Consider the following 21226-nt stretch of genomic DNA (forward strand, 5'->3'; position numbering starts at 1 on the left):
GCCAAATGGGGTCTGCTTTTCAATTCAGGCACCCTTTTTTTATCCCTGGAGATTTTACTTAGTCTAAACTCCAGTAATTAACGATAACAACGTAGCGCTCGGTTGCGGGTGATTGGAAGCGGTGGAGCTTCCCAAAAATCAAGCACTTGCTGCACTGTAAGAGTCTGCCCCTATTCGCTCTCTCGAAGGTGTGATAATGTGGCGCGCCGCATCACCTGCGGTTTATTTAATCATCTAAACATCTAGATGTCTGAATGCTTAATTCAATATTTATGCAACTGGTACCTGGCGATCGCCTCTCAGTTCTTCAGCGTTCGCCAACTCATTAGTACGCTACATATAGCGTAACTGTGTAAGCCCTGTGGCTGTTGAGATTGAAGAAGACGGAGTGCCCTAAGCAGCGCTTCGCCCGATGTGCTTAGGGCGCTTCAAATCTGTGCCATACCGCCATCAACAAACAGCTCGATGCTGTTGACAAAGCTGCTGTCGTCACAGGGGAGAAAGACAACGGCTTTGGCAATCTCATCGAGCGTTCCTACTCTTCCCACGGGGATAACGCTGCTTGGCTATCAATGTTACGCACAGCCAGAGTAACTTCAGCCCCAGTCAAAGCCAGTGCGCATACCGTCTCTATTCCAATGCCTGATTCTGCTCTAGTAACTATCACTCGCTTGCCAGAGAGAGCGATTCCTTCTACTACCTCGGCTGCGGTGAAATGCCGTCCAAAGGGTGTTGCGATTGGTGTCATTTCCACCGCATTATTGCTTCGTTTTCAAAATGTTAGCGCTCGCCTTGTACTTCAATAGTTTGTCAATTCTTTTTACTTACAGGAATGCGTTGCCACAGATCGGTAAGCTCAATGGTATCGAAGAATGCCACTACCTTGACAATACGCCCATTTTTCATTGTCATATACCAGGAATAGGTGTTGGTATAGGGTTTGCCGTCTTTGGCTGTAGCTGTTCCATCCCATAAGGCAATTACCGTGTCACCCTCGGCATAAATACCTCGGACACTGGGTACTATTCTGACGCTCAATCGCTCGTTAATTGGTACTATCGCTTCCTCCAAAAACTGCTGGCGGCTGGTGTAGGTTTTGGAAATTGGACTTCTGCCTGTAATCGTCCATTCCACATCATCAGCCAGCAGATCGAAGAAACTACCAGTGTTATTTACCCATTTGGCAAAGCCTTCGCGTACTATTTCTTTATTCTGACTCTCATTAGATTGCACAATCTGGCGAATCTCTGCTTGCTTTGGTTCGGCTTTAGCACTGGACACAGGTGCTGCGGTGGCTATCATCAAACCAAAGCCAATTAATCCAAAGCTAATTAGTAATTTATGGTGGGGGGTGATAGTGTCTTTTTTCATAAATCCTCTTTCTGGATTAAGTTTGTGTAGAAAACGCTATTTTGTTTTTGTTATCGAATCGAAACGTCAGACAGCCCGAACTATCAGTATTTCTGCAATCAAAAACACAAGAGATATGACTGCCTTTTCATGGCTGAGTCTTCCACTCCTTATCTGAAATCGGTAGACTCAGCTAGAGTTCGCCATTTCGCCGTTTCTTGCTCAACGTAAGCGTTCTTCTCGGCTATTGTCTGAAGTGTATCTGTGCCTAGAGGTAACCGCAGAGGTGGTTCGTCTGCGTTGACAATCTCCAAGATGGCTGGGGCGAGCTTAGTAGGATCTCCTGGCTGTTGGTAGTTAAGTTCAGTCGCTACGTCACGGATTTTCCCGACCGTCTGGGCATAATCAGGGATTTGCACTGCACTCGGACGTAGCGAACTGTTATCGAGAAAACCAGTGCGGAAGTATCCCGGCTCAACCACCGTCACGTGAATCCCCAACGGCGCTAACTCACCATGCAGAGCTTCGGTAATGCCTTCGACGGCAAACTTGGTTGAGCCATATATGCCCCATCCTGGGGAGGAGCGATAGCCACCGATCGACGACATATTAATGATGTGTCCCGATCGGTGCTGACGCATACTGGGTAGCACAGCACGGGTGACATTCAGCAGCCCAAAGACATTGGTGCGATAAACGCTCTCAACCTCTTCGGCACTGCACTCTTCCACAGCTCCTAGCAAACCAAATCCCGCATTATTGACCAACACATCAATTTGTCCAAATTTTTCTAGACTTGTGGCGATCGCTGCTTTTACCTGAGCCTCATCGGTGACATCCATGCTCATTACTAATACGTCTTTATTGGTGCCAAACTGTTGCAAATCAGGCTGATTGCGGGCGGTAGCAATTAATCTGTCACCTGCTGCCAAAACTGCTTTCCCCATCTCGGCACCCAAGCCCCGTGAAGCACCAGTAATGAGCCATGTTCTTTGAGCCATCATCTATCTCCTGAAAATTTTTAGGGTTAGTAGCAAAGCTTCGATCTGCAATATCATCGTATCCAGCAAACTTGAATTTTGTAACTGATTTGCTATTGGTGTTTGTAGGAATTCAATATAGGAAATTGACTTGAACTTGTCGTCCACTCAAGGTTGATAGTTTTACTCAATAGTATGATTAATGAATTAGCCAATCTAAAGATGGTAGGGTGATTCCAACTTAAGTTGGAATCTACATTCATCCGAAGGCACAACTTAGTTACAAAACAGGTGCTTCAGGTTTATTTCAAATATTTCTTGAACCATCTCAAGGCAGTTGTACTTGCGATCTTGAAGCCGTCTCCCTGGAAGGCATCAAAGTGCCCGCCTTTCAAGATTGTGAGAGACTTCGGCTCCATCGCCCGCGCATAGACAGCGACGGCTAAGTCGGCAGGGGCAAGAAAGTCTTTCTCGCCAACAATCAGGCATAGCGGGGTGGGAAAGATTGCCTCTATGTGAGGAATCGGTTCGTAATAAAGACAGTGTTCAACCGATTCAAAGGTGAGTTGATTCTCCCATCTTCCTTCGCTAGCACTCTGAGCCGATTCCACCCAATCGAAAGCGTCGGGTGTCGGTAGCAAGCTGGGTTTACCGGGTGGAGCAACTAACGGGAAGTAGCCCACTTCTCCGGTTTGATACCGTTTTACTCGGTCTTGTGAAAGTAGTTTTGTGAGTTCTTCGAGTTCAAGTGGGGAGGTTTGGCGACGGGAGTTAAGAAACCCACTCACTGTAGGCATTTGTGCCACGATCGCTTTCACACGCCGATCGAATGCGGCTAAATGCAGCGCGTGACCCCCGCTATAAGAAAAGCCCCAAACACCTATGCGCTCAGGGTCAACTTCGCTTTGTAGTTGAGTCCAAGTGATGGCATTGCGGTAGTCTTCCTGCTGCTCGGTCGGGATAATTTGCCCGCGAGGTTCTCCCTCACTAGCACCAAGGTAGCGGTAATCGAACAGCGTGACGACGAACCCAGCTTGAACGAATAACTCAGCGAACTGAGGTAGCCCCATCTTTTTGGTCAAGCCAATTCCATGAGCCATAACAATTGCGGGATAGCGATCGCCAGATGCGATTTTATCCGGAGTATAAAAGGTGACCGAACACTTTAGACCTTTACTTTCAAAACTGGTTTTTCTTTGCATAGCTGCTGTGGAAGTTAGTAAATTTGTTGAAGATTTCTGTTCTATTTTGAACCGAGTTCCTTACATTCTTTGTTATTGTCCGATATATCCACTTTTAGAGCGCTTTAAATCTTTGTCATATCGCTATCGACATGGACGGTTGCTATCATTAAAATCGCGCTCTGCGGCTGTAGTGGTAAATTAGTAGGCAAATTGATGAGTGATATCGAGAACATTGAGCGGTTGTGTTTTTTCAGGACATTGCATCATGTTTAGTTCTCCTTCAGCAATTTATTTTTATTGCTGTCTTATGGGTGAGGTAAATTATTTGCAGTAGTAATGGCTGTTATTAACGGAGCGAAATTCCAGTGATCGCTATACCGAATCCCATTAATAAACAAAGCTGGGGTAGCCGTTATTCCGCTGTGAACGCCACTTTCGATATCTTGATTGATGCGCTCAAGATGTATATGCTTAAACATATCGTGCAGAAATTGGGAGATATCGAGTCCTAGATCGTTGGCATACTCTACTAAATAACCATCTGCTAACTGTTGTTGATGGAGGAACAAAATTTCATGTATTTGCCAAAACTGACCTTGGACAGCAGCAGCTTCAGCAGCTTCAGCAGCACGTACAGCTTGAGAATGAATTTGGATCTGCGGAAAATGACGAAAAATAAAGCACAAATAATCCTCTCCCAACGCAATACTTAGTTGTTGCCCAATGACTTTCAGTAACCGATAAACATCCGCACTTTCTTGACATTGATAATCTCCATACATCACCAGTATCACGGCGGCTCTTAACATACCCTGGTGATGATCCTGGGGTGAAGGTGGGACAAATAATAAGCGGTGTTTAGGGTCATTGTTCACTGAAACCTCCGAGGGGAAGTATGTTTACCGCAAGTGATACTTAAAGTGGGCTAAGCCTACATTAGGTCTCTCTAAAAATTAAATATGCGTTATTTGAAACCCTTGTAGATACGTTGTATACATCATTGCAATGCCTCCCTACAATCTTTACCATTACTATGCACTACTACCCAATTTCTAGACTGCCGTAAAGATGTCTGTTGGTACACCCATCGAAATTTAGAGTTCTCCCTCAGTGGATGCAGGTGTCAGTTGCGACTTAACCATCAATTAACTTCGCTTCGATTTAGTGAGTAGTAACTAGCTAGCGCTCACTTTCCTTGAGATCTGCATTCTTTACGAAGCTAAAGCCCTTTCAATACGGCGGTCGGGGATAAGCCACATGATTGCAACTAGGACATATAGCAGACAAGCCAGTTCTGGGTTTACAAAGGAAAGCAGAATTGCTAGGGCATAAATCATCACTGATATCTTGCCTTTAAAGTCTCGACCTAGTGCAACTGCAAGAGCGGAATCTTGACCGTGGCAAGCAATGAGGGTGCGGGTAAGAATGTAGTAAGCGATCGCCGAAAACAACAGCACTGTGCCATAAAAGGCAACTGGCAAGGTGGCGAAGAGGTTCTCGCCGGCCCATGCCGTGACGAAGGGAATGAGCGACAACCAGAACAGCAGATGCAGATTTGCCCACAAGACGCTACCACTGACATGCCGAGATGCTTGTAATAAATGGTGGTGATTGGTCCAATAGATGCCGAGATAAATAAAACTCAGCACATAGCTCAAGAACACCAGGATGAGGGGACGCAGGGCAGTTAAGTTGGCTTCATGGGGCGCTCTCAATTCCAATACCATAATGGTGATAATAATAGCGATCACACCATCGCTAAATGTTTCTAACCTCCCTTTACCCATCTGTATACAGGCTCCTTTTTGCTTAGTTCAAAGATTATTTTGCTGCTGACAGCTTACGAGTAGAATCGCTCGTAATCATCAGACCTGTTGCTTTATAAGCTGGAAAAAGCTATGAAACCTAACCGTAGCAAGGCTTTCGGACTTTTTTAGATCGATGGCTGTAATCCTTGCACCGTGGGATTTCCAGCGATTTTTTCCGTTATAAAGCAAGTATCCGCTCAATAATCCGGGGTAAATCGCTCAACGATGCACCTCAAATGACGCAAAATCGTTCTTGAGTGGGTAGTCCACCCCGAATTATTGAGCGGATACTAAAGCAACATATCTATTAACGGTCAAGCTCACCTGCCCGGACCCTCGACGAGCCACGAACTCTGAAAAACCTATCGGCTGGGTCGGAGGCAGCGCTTGGTTCGGATTGCCTTGACTGCTTAAACGCCAACACTACTTCGAGATCCTGCCCTACGAACGCATGTGCTCGCAGGGCAGCAGAGCCGGTCAGTATTTGATAACGGCTCGACCGATGATGTCACCCGTCCGCAGGAGGTCGATGTTTTCGTTGATGTCGTCGAAGCGAATAGTCTTGACGGCATGCCGGATCTTGCCCTGCTGCGCCAGTGAAATCACCTCGCTGAGGTCGTTGTAGTTGCCCCAGAAAGAGCCGTGGTAGGTGTGCTCGCGACCGACGAAAGGAAAGAGCGGCAGGCTGATCTTGTCTCCGACGAGTCCCACGGACGAGTAATGACCGGAAATGGAAAGCAGCTCGAATCCCAACCGGATCATTTCTTCGACCCCAGCGCAATCAATAACTGCATCGACCTCACCTTGACCTGTAGCTTTGCTTAACTCCTTGCGAACGTCATCGAGCGACTTGCCCTTCGTACTGATGGCATGATCAGCCCCGAAGTCCTTGGCTACGGCAAGTTTCTCTTCATTGCGGGCGAAGGCAACCACCGTCGCGCCGCCACCGAGCAACTTTGCGTACTGAACAGCGTAGCAACCGAGTCCGCCGATTCCAAAAACTGCCAGGATACGGTTCGGTCCGAGAGCACCAGCGTCGCGCAATTTCTTGATGCCGCGGTATGGCGTTAGTCCGGCGTCGGTGAGCGGAGCGAGTTCCTCGGCTTTCAGTCCGAAGCGCTTGTCCACCTTGATGATGTACCTCGGGGGGACGGGTACGTATTCTGCATAACCGCCGTACGGACCGAACCCAGGCCAATTTCTATGTGCACAGATTTGGGTATTGCCCTGCTGGCAGTGCCGGCACGTCCCGTCGCCCCAACCGCCCACAATGACCACTTGGTCGCCTTCCTGAAGTCCGGATGACTTGGACACCCTACTTCCAACATTCTGCACCTCACCCGCGATTTCGTGGCCGGGTGTCGTGGGAAAGGTTAGCTCAGCGTACTGCCGAAAGTACCCGTCCACCAGTTGCACGTCGGTTCGGCACATGCCCGCAGCCGTGACTTTGAGTAGCACCTCATCGGCCCCGAAGTCTGGGATCGGGACATCTTCGAGGACAAGGGGTTGCTTGTAACCGTGCATTCGTGCTGCTCGCATGGTGTGTCTCCTTACTTGTTTGTCGGAGGAACGATATATTGGGTGCGTCGCAAAAATCCTTTAATAACAAACCAACTTGAACGTTTGTGTTCTTTTAAGCAGTCACTCCCAAGATTGCTTCGATAAATCTGGCTTGAGAGACATTTGTTCCCTTGTTAGATGTCTTGCACTTGCCGTTTTCGCATCATATTCATTGCTTCGATTCCACTCAAGATTCGTTTCCCACTACTGAATGTTTTGAATCCCGTCATTGGCTTCACAATTCGCTTGAACGCTCGATGATCCTGCTCAATCACGCTATTCAAATATTTGCTTTGTTGTAATTCAGTGCAGTTCCAGTAGCAGCCTTGGAAGATGGAGCTTAAACGGAGAGGGGTTCTCCAACAATCCAAGTGTCATGCTGAGATGAAAGCTCAGTCCAACCTTCAGGCGGCGTTTGACCTATTTGGGGGAAGAATTCCTCAATATCACCGGGTACAAAGAGGAAAAGCATCCGAGCCTCTCCGGGTCCAAGATTCACCCATCCATGTACGCTGTTACGGGGTACAACAACTGATGTTCCAGGTCCAACCTCAAACTCTTCACCCGCGCAGTGAAAGCGAAAGTTGCCTTCAATTACTTCAAATATCTCCTCCCTCTCTTTATGATAGTGAAGTGGCGGGCCTGAGAACGGTGGGGTAAGCACTTCGAGGATTGTGAAAGCCCCGCCGACATCTTTGCTATGTACGTGGATAGCCATTTGCTCACCAGGCATTGTATCGAACCAATTGAGGTCTTCGCTCCGGCTGACAATTGCAACTTTGTTTTTACTCAATGCGGTGTTCATCGTTTTACCTCTTATAATTGTGGGATTGAGGATCGAAGCACGTCATTATTTGCAGCGATAATTGCGGCCCTCTACTCGGTTTACGATCCTGGCTTGAAGGAGGGACAAATAATTAACGGTGTTTCTGAGGAAAAGTATGTTTACTGCAAGTGATACCTGGATTCGACTACGCCTACATTCCTCTGTGTGCGATCTGTATTCAGCAAACTTGAATCTTGCAACCCAATTGCTATAGGTGTTTGCATAAATTTAATATAGAAAATCGACTCTGGGCTGTCGTCCACTCACAGTTGGCAATTTTATTGAATCGCATGGACTATCGCATAACCCATCTCACAATGGAAGGCTATCTCCAACTAAAGTTGGAATCGAAAGTTAACCGAAAGCACAGCTTACAAAGTGACAATCCCACGTTTGACCGCAATAATCACGGCTTGAGTGCGATCGCTTACTCCCAATTTACTGAGAATGCGATTGACATGGGATTTGACAGTGCTTTCTCCAATAGTTAGAGCAGTTGCAATATCTGAATTACTCATTCCTTGCCCCATTAAACCCAGTACCTCTAGCTCTCGATCGCTCAGTTCTGGATTACTCATGCGCTGCACTAGCTTTGCCCCTACCTCTGGCGGAATGTACTGCTGACCGCGATTAATCATGCGAATGGCATTGAGAAGTTCCTTGGGTTTTGTATCCTTGAGCAGATAGCCTTTCGCACCTGCCTGCAATCCGCGATAGATATCTTCATCGCCATCATAGGTTGTTAGCACAATAATTCGGGCAGATTTAAATTGGGCACAAATCGCAGTAATAGCTTCCACTCCTCCTATCTGCGGCATTCGCAAATCCATCAAAGTCACATCCGGTTGATGTTCGCCAAAGCAAACGATCGCCTGTTGTCCATCTTCTGCTTGAGCAATTACCGTCATTTCTGGGTCGCGGTTAATGATGGTTGCCAATCCTTGTCTCACAATGGAGTGATCGTCAACAATTAAAACGCGAATTGTACTGGATTGGTTGCTCATAGTTTTCATCCTCGATTGACGATGACAATAATTGCTGTTCCTTGCCCTAGTTGACTTTCTATTCTCAATTGCGCTCCAATTCGCTCTGCTCGTTCGCTCATTCCCAACAATCCAAATCCGCCAACCGAGGGAATGCTACCTACGCCAAAGCCTTGTCCATTGTCTTTGATGCACAAACTACATTGTGCATCTTCATAGACTAACTCAAGGCGAATTTCGTCGGCTTTTGCATATTTAATTGCATTTGTCAATGCTTCCTGCCCAATTCGCAGTAAGTTATTCTCCACTTCGGCGGGTAAAGAATAGGCTGTACCCTGAATTTCGTAGATCAAAACAGTATCATCGGTAGCAGATCTCATTTGCGTTACAAGACGATTGAGGGCGCTCGATAAATCACCTTCCTCTAACAACTGAGGGCGGAGTGCTGTGACTGAGCGACGAGCTTCACTCAGCCCGATTCGTGCCAATTCGTCGATTATATCCAGATGTGCCTGTGTTGCTTCTAAATCATCTTCTAGCACTTGGAGGGCTGCACCAACTTGAACCAAAATGCCTGTAAATACTTGAGCTAGCGTATCGTGAATTTCCCGTGCCATGCGGTTGCGTTCTTCTAAAATTGAGGCTTCTTCGGCACGTTTGCGATCGCTGATGTCTGTGATTAACCCATAGTATCCTTTCACTTGACCATTGCCATCGAAATCAGGGACGAGGAAATTACTGATATATTTCTTGTCAGACACACACGAAATTTCTGACTCATAGGTTATAACTTGCCCTGCCAGTGCTTGATTGATGTACGGTTGTACAGCTTGATAAGCCACCTCACCCAAGTTTTCGCAAATGTGCTTGCCCCGAATCTCACCTCGGCTACAACCAAACCATTCCTCATAGGTGCGGTTGGCAAACCGATAACGCTGGTTGGCATCTATATATGTGATACAAACAGGTATAGCGTCCGTAATCACTCGTAATTCCTGTTCTCGTAAGCGGAGCTCGTCGTAGACATCGCGCAATTCGGCTTCGCTTTTCTGTAAAGCTGCTGTTCGTTGGGCAACCTGCTGCTCTAAGATTCGATTGTAATCGGCTAACAATTTCTCGGCTTGTTTTCGCTCGGTAATGTCTTGAAAGGTGGCGATTGCATAAGTCACATTGCCCTGCTCGTCAAATACAGGAGTTCCCCATACCTCAACGGGAATTGTGGTATTGTTTCGGTGAATTTCCATATCATCAATCCTAGTGCGTTCACCTCTTATCGCTCGGATAATTGGCATTCTTTCAGTTAAATATTTTTGATCCGTTCCAGCTAGATAGATTTGATACTCCTGTGCAATTTGATGGGGTGTCACAGAAGGATCAATATCTTTACCCAATAGCTGAGTTGCTCGCTGGTTGAAGTAATAAGGGCGACCTGATGTATCTACAACTGCAACACCAACTGGAATTGCTTCCAGAATTTGAGTCATTTTACTTTCGCTCTCACGTAGCTTTGAGTAAAGCCTAGCGTTTTCGATCGCAGTGGCGGCTTGAGTTGATAATAGATGCAAAACTTGCGATCGCTCTGGTGTAAATGCCCCAGCCGCTAATTGATTTTCAAGATACAACACACCAACTAGCTTGCTTTGATTCAGTAGTGGTAAACACAGGAGTGATTGTGGTTGATAACGTTGAATGTAGGAATCATTAATAAAATTGCCTTCATGAGTTGCATTATTGAGGATGACTGATTCATGAGTCCGAAGTACATACTGAATAATTGACTCAGGTAAGCGATTTGCTATTGGAATTGATTGCAGCACTTGTGTCGTGGCAACACTTTCACCTTCCGCCAGTTCACAGTTCGCTTCAATCGTCCATTCTCCTGATTTTTCCAGAATTAGGAATCCAATTTGTGCCCCAGCATTCTCAATTAAGATTTGCATCAATGAACGAAGCAACTGCTCTAGTTCAATTTCCCGAGAGATGGCTTGTAATGCTCTTATCACTGTTGCTAAATCGAAAGCAATATGTGAGGTATTTGAGCTAGTTCCAGTCGTGGTGCGAACTGATGTAGAAACTATATTAGATGACTGAGAAAATAGTTGAGGATAACGAGTTTCTAAATCTTTAACCTTTGCCATTGCTCCCCAGCGTTCATAGCAGTAGTGAGCTTCTTTCATATAAGTTCGGGCAAACTTCTCCCTACCTCGTGCTAGATAATGTTTAGCAGCTAACTCATAAGCTAATGCTTCTTCTTGAAGATACTCGTTTTCTCTAGCACCTTGAATCGCTTGTTCATAAAAGTCTTCTGCCTCAAACCACTGACCTAAAACTCGTGCAATTTCTGCTTGCACTAGATTATATTTATGCAAGTAATTCATTGACCCATAATGTGCCCATTGCTTCATTTTCTCCTGGCTAATGGCAACTTTTTTGAGGATTTGCTTCTGCGCTTGAGCGCTGCTTCCAGGGTATATTGCGAGTCTTGCCAGAGAGTCATAGAGGTAGTACAAAGGCTCAATGGTGCCCCCTCTTACTATGTTCAGCTGACTTTCTACTAGGGTTGAGTTTTCAGCGACCTGATCATACTCAGAAAATAGATAGCCAAGGAAAAGTTTGTGGAAATGTACTAGAAGGATTACGATTCCATTTATTTCCTGATATGGCAGTTTATCCTCATTGTAGGATTCGCCAATTAGACGGGTTAGATTGACTGAGCGTCCCATCAAATTTAAGACAGTCTGCTGATATATTTGATTCCAAGTGAGTACTGCTTCCTGCCTAATTTGACGGATTGCTTCGCTGTATGTTGTCATCTCGCGTTCAACCTCCACAAGTTCCTTTCCAAGGATGAAAAATTGGAGACAGTAGACGTGAGCGCAATAGGCAGCAAACTCTAAATCTCCAGTTTCCAGTCCACTTTGATAGCCTTCGAGTAATGGCTCCAGTGAGTTTCTAATATGTTTTTTCCAAGGATTGATACACTCATTCACGATGAGCAAGGTTCTAGCTCTGAGTAAATGGGTATTCGACTGCGACAACAAACCCAAAGCAACCTGTCCAAATTGGTAGCCAGACTCGATATCTCCGCTCATCCCACAAAGCCACCCAAAGTTGGCATATACAAAGGGAGACATAAATGTATTGCCATACTGAATTAACAAGTTGACTTGTTTAGACATAAGCAGAGACATCAGAGCGGGATCAACAATATAGGCAGCAATTGTGATGCTTGACAGGATTCGTATCGCCGCCAGATGGTTCGGCTCAGTCATTTGGGACAAATAAAGTAAGTCCGCGATCTGTTTCTCACTAAAGAGCGATGTGATTGTTTTTAGTTCAAGGCGAATATCTAATTGACTTGGTGTTTCGGGAAAACAAATCCCCATCTGCTGCAAAACTTGCAATGCAGTATTGATTGCTTTCAATGGCAGACTCTGCGCCATGAATGTTTGAATTTTGACTTCGTAAACTTTTACAGTGTTGAGAACTGTTTTAGCTTCCTGTAAAACGATCGCTGCCCAGTATTTCACCTGCTCAAAATCGCCACACAAATAGGCGACTTCTGTTGTTTCTGTATATAACTCTAATGTTAAATCATAGTTTATTTGCCAGCTTGAACCTGCCAGCCAATCTCTCCCGGTAGCTAAATATTTTTTTGCCACACTATAGGCGATCGCAGCCTTTGCCTTCTGACCTGCCAGCAGATTCAACTTGGCAATTTCATCACGTTCTGCTCGATCGGTAACCAGTTCAATCCCATGATTGAGATGATCGACAATTTCAAATAGCCAGTCTGATAGCGATTCCGATTCAGTCTTCTCAAGTAAATTACGCCCAATTTGAAGATGAATTGCCTGTCTCTGCACCCGATCAATTAAGATATATGCCGCTTGCTGGACGCGATCGTGCAAGAATTTGTAATCCTGAACCAAGAGTTGTTCATCTAACTCAGATATCGGCACAATTAAACCTGACTGAGCCGCTGCTATCAGTTGCGGGAAAATTTCCCCAGATGAGCTTTCACAAATGATAGAGAGGGTGCTTAAATCAAAATCAGCACCAACACAAGCGGCGAATTGTAAAACTTGCTGGGTTTCTGGAGGCAGCTTTTTCAGTTTGCCAAGCATCAACTCCACCACATTATCGGTGATGTTCTTGGCTTCAATGTGAGTGATATCCCATCGCCAACTGAGATTTTCCAGGTCAAAGCTTAACAAGTTTTCTGCATAGAGCGTTTTCATAAATTCATTGAAAAAAAAGGGATTGCCACCTGTTTTTCGCAATACTAATTCTGCCAGCGAGATGATTGTACTGATGTCACTGTGTAATGTGTCTGCAATCAGTTGTGCGATCGCGTTTAGTTCCAACGGTGCTAACGTAATTTGGCTGATAGTTGCTCCCTGTTTTCTGAGTCCCTCCAGCATGGTCGTTAGTGGATGTGAATAGTTCACCTCATTATCTCGATAGGCTCCAATCAGAAGCAGATATTGCGTCTGGGCATCCGTCATCATCAACTCAATTAACTTGAGTGTTGCTGAGTCTGCCCACTGAAGATCGTCCAGAAAGATCACTAACGGATGTTCTGCTGAACCAAATACCCGAATGAACTGCTGAAAGACTCGATTGAAGCGGTTTTGAGCTTCCGTTGCTCCAACTTCTGGAACGGGTGTCTGTTTGCCAACAATCAACTCAACTTCAGGGATCACATCAATGATGATTTGTCCGTTGCTTCCCAAGGCTGTGAGGAGACGCGATCGCCACTGTTGCAACTGCTCATCGGGTTCACCCAGCAGTTGTTGCACCAATTTTTGTAAGGCATGGGCGATCGCACTGTAGGGAATATTGCGCTCAAATTGATCGAATTTACCAGAGATGAAATAGCCGCGCTTTTTGGTGATTGGTTTATGGATTTCCTGCACTAACGCTGATTTGCCAATTCCAGCATAGCCAGAAACCAGCATCATTTCGACTTTAAATGCTAAATTGCTGATTTGTGCCTGTTGTGGAATATTTTGTACAATTTTTTCGGAAGTAACGCGCTTAAAAGCCTCAAGTAACATTGCCACTTCCTTATTCCGTCCATACAGCTTTTGGGGAATTTGAAACTGATCCCTAACGTCTCGAAGACCGAGTTGAATACTATTAATTTGGCCGATTTCTTTTAATTGAGCAGCGCAACTTTCTAAATCTGCTTTGATTCCCCAAGCACTCTGATAACGCTCTTCAGCATTTTTTGCTATCAGTTTCAAAATAATATCTGAAACGGGTTTGGGAATTGTTACCTTCAGTTCGTGAGGTGGAATAGGCTGTTTGGCAATATGACAATGGATTAGCTCAAGGGTGTCTGTTGCGGGAAACGGCAGATGTCCAGTTAAAAGCTCGTAGAACGTCACACCGAGCGAGTAAAAATCAGTGCGGTAATCGAGGAAACGGTTCATACGCCCGGTTTGCTCAGGAGAGAGGTAGGCAATGGTTCCTTCTAGAACATGAGGGCTTTTGAACGTTGAATTCGTGCGGTTAAATTGGGTAGCAATTCCGAAGTCAATAATTTTAACGACACCAGTATCTGGATTGAAGACAATGTTTCCAGGGTTGATATCCTTATGAATGACATTGGCGGCATGGATTTTGCCCAGAATATCTGTGAGGTCGATCGCCAGCCCCAGAAACGTGGATAAGGGCATCGGGCAGAAGTTCTCTGGACGCTTGTGCATCCATTGCTCTAGGGACTCCCCGCCAAAGTCTTCTAAAAAAATAATGAGCGTGCGTTGATAGTCTTGCTGACTGTAGGCCTTGACCACTCCTTGCAGGTTGAGGGAGCGGGTAATTTTATATTCCTGTTTGTAGCGGATTAATTCTTGAGGAGATGGATAATCTTGTTTGAGCATTTTTATGACGATCGCTCGATCGTCTTGGACACTGATGCCCCGATACACTAGAGAATTAGAACTTTCGTAAATTCTGCTGAGAATAGCAATACCCGGTAGAGCAACCATAGAGCTTCTCTGGATGAGTACGGTGGGAGATACCTTAAACTATATAACCCATTGAAGATTTTTTAGCGAGATCGGATCGGTTGAGCAGCCGCTCGCCCCGCCAAAGCTCTTTTTAGCCGTGATGCCGATGCAGCCGATATCGACGTACAATCAGCCACCGAGGCGGTGAGACTCATCAAACAAGCTCAATCGGTAAGACAAGGCCTGCCCCAAGCGGTAAAGTTTCGCTTGCCGTGCCGTGAAGGGGACAAAACTCAAAACCGAAGCAATGGAGTTGTTGGGAAAACTTGCCCCCACCATCAAGCCGTGTTCAAATCGGTCATCCACCAAAAACAAGTAATTGCTGATTCTTCGGGTCAAGCAGCTACGGTATGGGATTTGGGCGGTCAACCTGCCTCATATTCTGGGAAAGAGTACAGCAGATTGTTTAAGGAAATCATGGGAGTGTTGAAATGAGTACCAAGAAACGCAAACCGCTCGGTAGCGCGATGGAAGAATTTGTCTTCGGTACAAACGAAGCTGCATCACCAACACCACCAGAAGTCGTATCGCCAGCAGCAACGCCCACAGCATCGCTAACACCAGAAGTTGCATTGCCCGCAACACCCCCGGAAGCTGCATCGCCCACCGCAACACCACTGTCGCCGCAAGTATCTGCACCACAATCAGTTTCCATTCAATCAAAGGAGCGTAGTCTGATGAGCAAACTGCAAGCGCCCGATAAAGAAGCGACGGTCAGGTTTACCGTGGATATGTCCGAAGAAGAGCACCGCAAACTGTCGATGCTGGCAGCCAGGACGGGGCGCAAAAAAGTGGACCAGAGTGCGGGTGCTGCTGGAAGATGGATTGAAGGAGGCGGAGGGATAAAAGCGATCTTTGTAGCCCGCATCAAGGTAGTTAAGAACTTCTCCAAACCCTCGAAATTTTGTAGCGGGCTGGCGGCACAGTAGTTAGCCCACTAACCGTCCGCCCTATCGGAGAAACCCTACAAACCAGAGCAAAGAGAATGCGTTACTTTGTGTGAAAGGGCATCGGTCGCTAAAAATGTGCTCAGCGCATAGTGGTATCAAAGGTTTAGGAATCACAAAAGTTCTTTATCAGTTCCACTATAAAAGAGAGCGATCGACCGTTAAAACCTTCACCTTCAGCAACTATTTGCTCCATTCGTCCCATGCTGCTTTCGCCACTTTTGCGATAACTTCCTCGCGTACCGCATCGTTTGCTCTAGAATCTGAAACAAAAACGGAGATCGCCATATGCCGTCCGTTCGGGAGCGTCACGAGTCCAATATCGTTGGTTGCAGCCGTCACTCCATTTACAGTAGACGAAGTACCCGTTTTGTGGGCCACAACCGTCCCATCAGGCAACAGTCCTTTAATGCGCTTTGGGCCTGTAGTTGTCTCTGTCATCAATTGCAGCAATAAAGCTTGACTGGATTTTGAAAGCCCTTTTCCCTCGTGAAAGGCGCGCAACAAAACGACGGCGGCATCAGGTGTCGCATAGTTGCGGTACTTCGCTGCTGTGCCTTGCGCCAGCTCCTTCTCCGTGTGAGCAACGACGATATCGCTGACGCCAAGACCGCGCAAATACTCAGTGACAACCTTTGGTTCGCCGAGGAGTTTTAAGAGCACGTCACAAGACGTACCGTCACTTTCAGAAACCATGTACTTTAATAATTCAGACAGAGTGAATTCCATTCCCTGCGATGAATCGTCGAGAATCCGACTGCCCTGGAGGACATCGCTGGCTTCTACACGAATTTTCTGGTCTAGCTTCAGTTTTCCTCGGTCTACTCGAGCCAGAAGGGCCATTGCAATAGGAAACTTGTAAACGCTTTGCATCGGAAATTGCTGATTTCCATTCAGAGTGACTGACTCTCCGGTTTCTAGCACTGTGGCTTTCACTCCAACGCGCCCTAGAGCCGCCTGAGAAATTTGTTCGATCCGATCGCGCAATTCGTTTGTGCGTTCGGCGTTGGATATTGCGATACCGCTCGGTGCACTTGTCTCGTTGTTGGGAGTATCTTCTCTATTGCTGGAGTTAACGCTCGTGCAACCAAGAGTCAGTAAAAACAAGCAAAATGTGTAAAGCCAAACTTTTTTAATCGCTGGAATCATGTCAATAGTTCTCGGTTAGGGTTAAGCCGTATTAAGGATAGAATAAGTTAGGGATCGGATTTTAATTCCTGTACCTCTGTGCGTTGGCTTTTTAGAGGGAAACTTACAGCGAGCTTTTTTGATAGTTCTAGAGTTAACCGAGAAGTATTGAATCCCGACCCGCCCAGTTTCTTCGAGGTGTACAACGTCCACAAACAGCAGCCCAACCATTGGTCGAAGGCTAAGTGGAAAGGGCGCGCGGTTCAAATTAGAGTCGTGCTGCGGGATTGGGCAGCTCCCCGCACCGGCAAGGTTGTCCCCACGCTAGCCGTAAATTTGATGTATCCCCAAAGCACTGAATTAGTTGGATTCTATCCGCTGGGATTTATCGCAGAAGCAGACCGCTCTAAGATTGCGATTGGTGAAACTCGAACTATGAAGATTTGGACGAAAGGAGACGGCGAAATCGGCATTCCCACCACCAAAGTTTGGCTGTTCGATGAAAGCATGACCGAAGAGCAAATTCAGGATGTCCTCATGTTCTGCCGCGCGGCATCGAGTTTGTGGGAACCAGAAGATTTCGGTCTGTCACCTTAATCGCGCGTTTCAAAGGTTTAGGAATAATATCCGCTAATAGTGGAAGAGAAAATACGGATTCTGAATCAAAAAACAGTTCCTTAATTTAAATTGCTGCGGCTGTTCACAGCGGCTGTTCTGCTTGAAAAGGCGGTTCTTCTGGCAGCGGGATAAACTCTGTCTCTTGAGGAACCTGACCGAACCGCCCCTCTCTCCAATCGAGTTTGGCTTGCTCAATGCGCGAGTGCCGGCTCGAAACAAAATTCCACCACTTATGCCGCTCGCCCACAGGTTCGCCGCCAATCACCATGCAGCGAGTCTTGCCTGAAGCAGAAATGTTTGCCGGTGTGCCTGAAGTTAGAACCGCCAACCGATGCTGTTCTAAAGGCACTCCATCGATCGCAAGCCCCTCTGTAACGCTGTAAACCGCCTGTTCGCTGTAATTGCCCGGTAAAGTAAATTCTGTTCCAGGAGCCATTTGCACGTCCAGATAAATCATGGGTGAAAATATTTCAACTGGAGAAGTGCGACCGTAAGCCTCACCCGCAATCAGGGTGAACGAAACTCCTGCATCCTCCCAAACAGGTAGCTCAGAAGCTGGATGGTGCCGAAACCAAGGTTCGGTTTCTTCGTGTTCATCGGGAAGCGCCACCCAGGTTTGGATGCCGTGCAGGATGGCTTCTTTGTTGCGCTCGTCCTGGGGCGTGCGTTCGGAGTGGACAATGCCTCGCCCTGCCGTCATCCAGTTCACTGCACCGGGACGGATTTCTTGAACGCTGCCAACACTGTCGCGATGCAGCAAAACCCCTTCAAACAGGTAGGTGACGGTTGCTAAGTTGATGTGCGGGTGCGGTCTGACATCCACGCCCCGGCCGGGTGGAAACACCGCAGGGCCGAGATGGTCAAAAAAGATGAACGGGCCAACCAGTGTTAGAACGTCTGAGGGAAGCAGGCGGCGGGCTTGGAATCCACCCAAATCTTGAATGTGCGGCTCGATGGAATGCTGGATGCTGTCGGTCATGATGTTGGTGAAATTGCGAATGCTAAGCCTGTGTCAAAAGCGCATTATACAAAAAGCTATCCCTAGAGAGTTGTATAGCGTGACTTGTTTAAACTTTCCCAACGGAAAGTCGCTGTACAGTGTCGAGTTCTCAACCAGCTTTCTGCTTAGGAGACGGTGGAGAGTTCGTCAGTGACTTGAATCCGACCTTTGACTAGGAAGCGAATCAGGCGCTCGAGCGAGCCGCGTTCTTCTTCGCTGGTGGACTCATCGAGGATGGCAGCCATCATGCCGTAGCGGTCAGCTTTAGTGAGGCGGTGAGTATCGGTGACAGCGGCGATTAATTCGTTGATAGCGCCGGGGAGAAGGTTGACTGGAGACATGGGATTGTTTTGAACTCGACACCTCAATCATCTCCTTGCTTCCCTTAAGAGCAAGTGATGGTGCTGCTATTTTCTGCGTGATAATACTGAAGGTGTTGGGTAAGCCGCGTCCGTGTTACAAGTGATGCAAGTCACAATAAACCAGCAGAACTGTGGAGCAACTAGAACTTTTGGCGCTGCTGAATTTAGGTAGGATTGAGGCGGCGAGCAATTAATAAAAAACACAACTCAAGTCATATTCAGCTTCAGCAATATTCGTTTCACGCGATCGTACTTATCATATCTCGCTCCAACAGGCTAAAAGTTCAACCAGCCTCATATTCCGGGAAATAGTACAGCCCACTTTTTAAAGAAATTACAGGAGCGCTGTGATGATGCTAGAAACGCAAACCACTGGGTAGCGCGATGGAAGAGTTTGTCTTCGGTACAACCGAAGCTGCACCAACAGCATCGTCCGTAACACCGCTCGCGCTGGAAACACTGCCAATGAAAATGGAAGCTCTACCGCCAGCAGCAAAACCAACAACTGTAGCAGGTAATGAATCCGCTCGCGTATATTTCTTACGGCTAGAAGAGATAGAGACACTTACATAAATTTCTTACGCGATCGTCGGCGAGTGGAATTTACCCAGTAACAGTCGCTAAAAGTTGATGGACGATCGCATAAAAAGACATAATTAGACATCCGAAGCTTATGAAAACTTATGAAAACTCATGAGGACTCATGAAACTCATGGAAATTAATGAAACTCATGAAAACTCATGAGGACTCATGGAAATTCACGAGAACTCATAGCCGATCGCCCCTGATTAATCCCCGGTAGTCGGTAGGGAATCGCGCTTATTTTTACTTTTCAGTCCGATTGCTCGCAACTCCAGCCAATCTGGGACTGGGTTCGATCGAGATTATTCTCAATCTAAAATCTAAAATCCGGGACGCGGGTCTGCAAAGCGGTCGAGCGAAGCCCCAAGCACAGCAGCAGACTTTGAACTCCCCAACGGATGCGCGTTGCCAGCAGATAATCGTTGGGCGATGATAGCCGAACTAATTCTGTGTCGCTTTCGCGTACTAGAGCCAGACCCACGGTTTGATAGAGATAAGGACGGCATAGGTTGCGAGAGATAAAGGAAGCCACCATTTCTATAAACGGATAGGCGGGAAACTCAATATTTTCCCAGTCTAGGGCTTGAACCTGGTACGACTCGCTCAGGATACTGCCGTCTCCTAATTTTTGCTGGCTTCTCCACCAAACAAAAATTATTGTCACAATGAAATGAATCCTACCTAGACAAAGAATATGACGCGAGACGAAGCAATGCGACGAATTAACCGGGCAGCCCAGGAAAATTTGACGGAACTGGATTTGTCGGGGTTGGATTTGGAGGAATTGCCGTCGGAGATTGGCAAATGTACGCAGCTTGACACGTTCGTGTTCACGGCATTCCAGAAAAAAGGGAAAGAAAGGGGAAAATGGCTAACTAAGTTTCCTGATGCTGTTCTTCAATTAACCAACTTAAAAATACTTAGCCTCAGTTGCAATGAGATAACCTCCATCCCAGAGGAGATCGGGCAACTATCCAATCTGACACTGCTTGACCTCCATAGCAATCAGATTACCTCCATCCCAGAGGTCATAGGGCAACTGTCCAATCTGACACAGCTTGACCTCAGTATCAATCAAATAACCAAAATCCCAGAAGCAATCGGGGAAATGTCGAATCTGACACACCTCTACCTCGCTAACAATCAGATAACCTCCATCCCAGAAGTCCTCAAGCAAATGTCGAATCAGATCAGGGACTTCTATAACAATCCAATTACCCCAATCCCAAAGGCGATTGAGCTGCTATCCGATTAGACACAGTACCCCGATAGCATTGACTTTATTCAAAAAATCCGCATATCCTGACCCAGGGTTTTAAACTGCTACAGATTCATCAGAATATAAGCGTTTCCCCGCCTAACCTCGCCCTGCACCCTGGCGATCGGTTTTTTTGGTAGGGATTAGAACAAGACCGACTAGGATCGCCGGACAATTAGAACAAAACTTAAGAGCACTCAAAACCTTTTTTAGACGGGAAATAGTTGTATACCCGCCCTGTCAGGGGAAAAATTGTAGAATTAGGTGCTGAGTGCTGGCACGGGTTGCGATTCTGGCAGAAGTGCGATCGGAACCGCTTTACTCAGGATGCTTTCAAATTTGTAATGTGTTCTACTTGGAAATCAAGGTCTATCTATTGTTGTGTAAGATATTTGGTCAGTTCTGAAACTTCACCAGCGCGTTGCCAGTCACCCTCTCCTCGCCTAACTTTTGTGCGAGCCGTAATTTTCTGAATCTCCCACAGTTGCAATGCGGTGTACGGCCCCTCGGCTTTACCCGATCGGAACACGTACCAGTTAGCAACTTCGGGAATCGCTAGTCTCGCAGGTCGCATCCGAGTTGCTCCAGCATCGGCACTCAGTTGATTGAGTTCTTGTTCTAT

General features: G+C 46.6%; 22 protein-coding genes. 4 read left to right on the forward strand and 18 right to left on the reverse strand.

Annotated features, from left to right (window positions below):
- Nucleotides 1-428 precede the first annotated feature (428 nt).
- From QUB30_RS34000 to QUB30_RS29430, 12 genes are all read right to left on the reverse strand, one after another.
- A complete protein-coding gene (locus QUB30_RS34000; protein WP_445300562.1) occupies nucleotides 429-548 on the reverse strand; it encodes an SDR family oxidoreductase in 120 nt (39 codons plus the stop codon).
- Complete coding sequence (locus QUB30_RS29385; protein ID WP_333341207.1) at nucleotides 536-748, reverse strand: hypothetical protein; 213 nt, start codon at nucleotides 746-748, stop codon at nucleotides 536-538. The genes QUB30_RS34000 and QUB30_RS29385 overlap by 13 nt, the downstream gene beginning before the upstream one ends.
- A 62-nt stretch (nucleotides 749-810) precedes the next feature.
- Entirely contained in the window at nucleotides 811-1371 is a 561-nt protein-coding gene (locus QUB30_RS29390) for a nuclear transport factor 2 family protein (RefSeq protein WP_333341210.1), read from the reverse strand.
- A 149-nt stretch (nucleotides 1372-1520) separates the two neighbouring features.
- Entirely contained in the window at nucleotides 1521-2354 is an 834-nt protein-coding gene (locus tag QUB30_RS29395; RefSeq protein ID WP_333341214.1) for an oxidoreductase, read from the reverse strand.
- Nucleotides 2355-2632: 278 nt separating this feature from the next.
- Nucleotides 2633-3532: an alpha/beta fold hydrolase gene (locus tag QUB30_RS29400; protein ID WP_333341217.1), complete on the reverse strand. Its 900-nt coding sequence runs from the start codon at nucleotides 3530-3532 to the stop codon at nucleotides 2633-2635.
- A gap of 287 nt (nucleotides 3533-3819) precedes the next feature.
- Nucleotides 3820-4389, reverse strand: a complete 570-nt coding sequence (locus tag QUB30_RS29405; RefSeq protein WP_333341220.1) for a DsbA family protein — start codon at nucleotides 4387-4389, stop codon at nucleotides 3820-3822.
- Between the two features lie 336 nt (nucleotides 4390-4725).
- Nucleotides 4726-5301, reverse strand: a complete 576-nt coding sequence (locus QUB30_RS29410) for a TMEM175 family protein (protein ID WP_333064550.1) — start codon at nucleotides 5299-5301, stop codon at nucleotides 4726-4728.
- A 498-nt stretch (nucleotides 5302-5799) separates the two neighbouring features.
- A complete protein-coding gene (locus QUB30_RS29415) occupies nucleotides 5800-6861 on the reverse strand; it encodes an NAD(P)-dependent alcohol dehydrogenase (RefSeq protein ID WP_333341224.1) in 1062 nt (353 codons plus the stop codon).
- Between the two features lie 155 nt (nucleotides 6862-7016).
- Complete coding sequence (locus tag QUB30_RS34005) at nucleotides 7017-7253, reverse strand: DDE-type integrase/transposase/recombinase (protein WP_445300563.1); 237 nt, start codon at nucleotides 7251-7253, stop codon at nucleotides 7017-7019.
- Nucleotides 7223-7675: a cupin domain-containing protein gene (locus tag QUB30_RS29420; protein WP_333341227.1), complete on the reverse strand. Its 453-nt coding sequence runs from the start codon at nucleotides 7673-7675 to the stop codon at nucleotides 7223-7225. Before QUB30_RS29420 ends, QUB30_RS34005 begins: the two co-directional genes overlap by 31 nt.
- A 404-nt stretch (nucleotides 7676-8079) precedes the next feature.
- Entirely contained in the window at nucleotides 8080-8712 is a 633-nt protein-coding gene (locus QUB30_RS29425) for a response regulator transcription factor (protein WP_333064553.1), read from the reverse strand.
- A gap of 5 nt (nucleotides 8713-8717) precedes the next feature.
- The gene (locus tag QUB30_RS29430) at nucleotides 8718-14687 is read right to left on the reverse strand and encodes an AAA family ATPase (protein ID WP_333341230.1); all 5970 of its coding nucleotides are present in this window, start codon (nucleotides 14685-14687) and stop codon (nucleotides 8718-8720) included.
- Nucleotides 14688-14852: 165 nt separating this feature from the next.
- Here QUB30_RS29430 and QUB30_RS29435 point away from each other — a divergent pair, with 165 nt between their 5' ends.
- Nucleotides 14853-15143, forward strand: a complete 291-nt coding sequence (locus QUB30_RS29435; RefSeq protein ID WP_333341233.1) for a hypothetical protein — start codon at nucleotides 14853-14855, stop codon at nucleotides 15141-15143.
- Here the strand turns inward: QUB30_RS29435 and QUB30_RS29440 are convergent.
- The gene (locus tag QUB30_RS29440) at nucleotides 15124-15363 is read right to left on the reverse strand and encodes a hypothetical protein (protein ID WP_333341235.1); all 240 of its coding nucleotides are present in this window, start codon (nucleotides 15361-15363) and stop codon (nucleotides 15124-15126) included. The two genes, QUB30_RS29435 and QUB30_RS29440, sit on opposite strands and share 20 nt — an antisense overlap.
- Before the next feature lie 22 nt (nucleotides 15364-15385).
- On the opposite strand from QUB30_RS29440, the gene QUB30_RS29445 reads away from it, so the two are divergent.
- A complete protein-coding gene (locus QUB30_RS29445; protein ID WP_333341238.1) occupies nucleotides 15386-15637 on the forward strand; it encodes a hypothetical protein in 252 nt (83 codons plus the stop codon).
- Between the two features lie 201 nt (nucleotides 15638-15838).
- On the opposite strand, the gene bla is transcribed toward QUB30_RS29445, so the two are convergent.
- Nucleotides 15839-16804, reverse strand: coding sequence for a class A beta-lactamase (bla, locus tag QUB30_RS29450; protein WP_333341241.1), 966 nt, complete (start codon nucleotides 16802-16804; stop codon nucleotides 15839-15841).
- Between the two features lie 147 nt (nucleotides 16805-16951).
- On the opposite strand from bla, the gene QUB30_RS29455 reads away from it, so the two are divergent.
- Complete coding sequence (locus QUB30_RS29455; RefSeq protein ID WP_333341243.1) at nucleotides 16952-17380, forward strand: hypothetical protein; 429 nt, start codon at nucleotides 16952-16954, stop codon at nucleotides 17378-17380.
- 103 nt (nucleotides 17381-17483) lie between these two features.
- Here QUB30_RS29455 and QUB30_RS29460 read toward each other — a convergent pair whose 3' ends face one another.
- The 3 genes from QUB30_RS29460 to QUB30_RS29470 form a co-directional block, all read right to left on the reverse strand.
- On the reverse strand, nucleotides 17484-18380 hold the full coding sequence (locus tag QUB30_RS29460; protein ID WP_333341246.1) for a pirin family protein: 897 nt from the start codon (nucleotides 18378-18380) through the stop codon (nucleotides 17484-17486).
- A gap of 146 nt (nucleotides 18381-18526) precedes the next feature.
- Nucleotides 18527-18742 carry a hypothetical protein gene (locus tag QUB30_RS29465; protein WP_333341249.1) on the reverse strand — a complete coding sequence of 72 codons (216 nt, stop codon included), beginning with the start codon at nucleotides 18740-18742 and terminating at the stop codon, nucleotides 18527-18529.
- A 917-nt stretch (nucleotides 18743-19659) separates the two neighbouring features.
- Complete coding sequence (locus QUB30_RS29470) at nucleotides 19660-20010, reverse strand: hypothetical protein (RefSeq protein ID WP_333341252.1); 351 nt, start codon at nucleotides 20008-20010, stop codon at nucleotides 19660-19662.
- A gap of 30 nt (nucleotides 20011-20040) precedes the next feature.
- On the opposite strand from QUB30_RS29470, the gene QUB30_RS29475 reads away from it, so the two are divergent.
- The gene (locus QUB30_RS29475; RefSeq protein WP_333341255.1) at nucleotides 20041-20601 is read left to right on the forward strand and encodes a leucine-rich repeat domain-containing protein; all 561 of its coding nucleotides are present in this window, start codon (nucleotides 20041-20043) and stop codon (nucleotides 20599-20601) included.
- A 376-nt stretch (nucleotides 20602-20977) separates the two neighbouring features.
- On the opposite strand, the gene QUB30_RS29480 is transcribed toward QUB30_RS29475, so the two are convergent.
- Entirely contained in the window at nucleotides 20978-21178 is a 201-nt protein-coding gene (locus QUB30_RS29480) for a DUF4339 domain-containing protein (protein WP_333341258.1), read from the reverse strand.
- Nucleotides 21179-21226 lie beyond the last annotated feature (48 nt).

The sequence above is a fragment of the Microcoleus sp. BROC3 genome (genome assembly GCF_036702515.1).
Lineage (GTDB): Bacteria > Cyanobacteriota > Cyanobacteriia > Cyanobacteriales > Microcoleaceae > Microcoleus.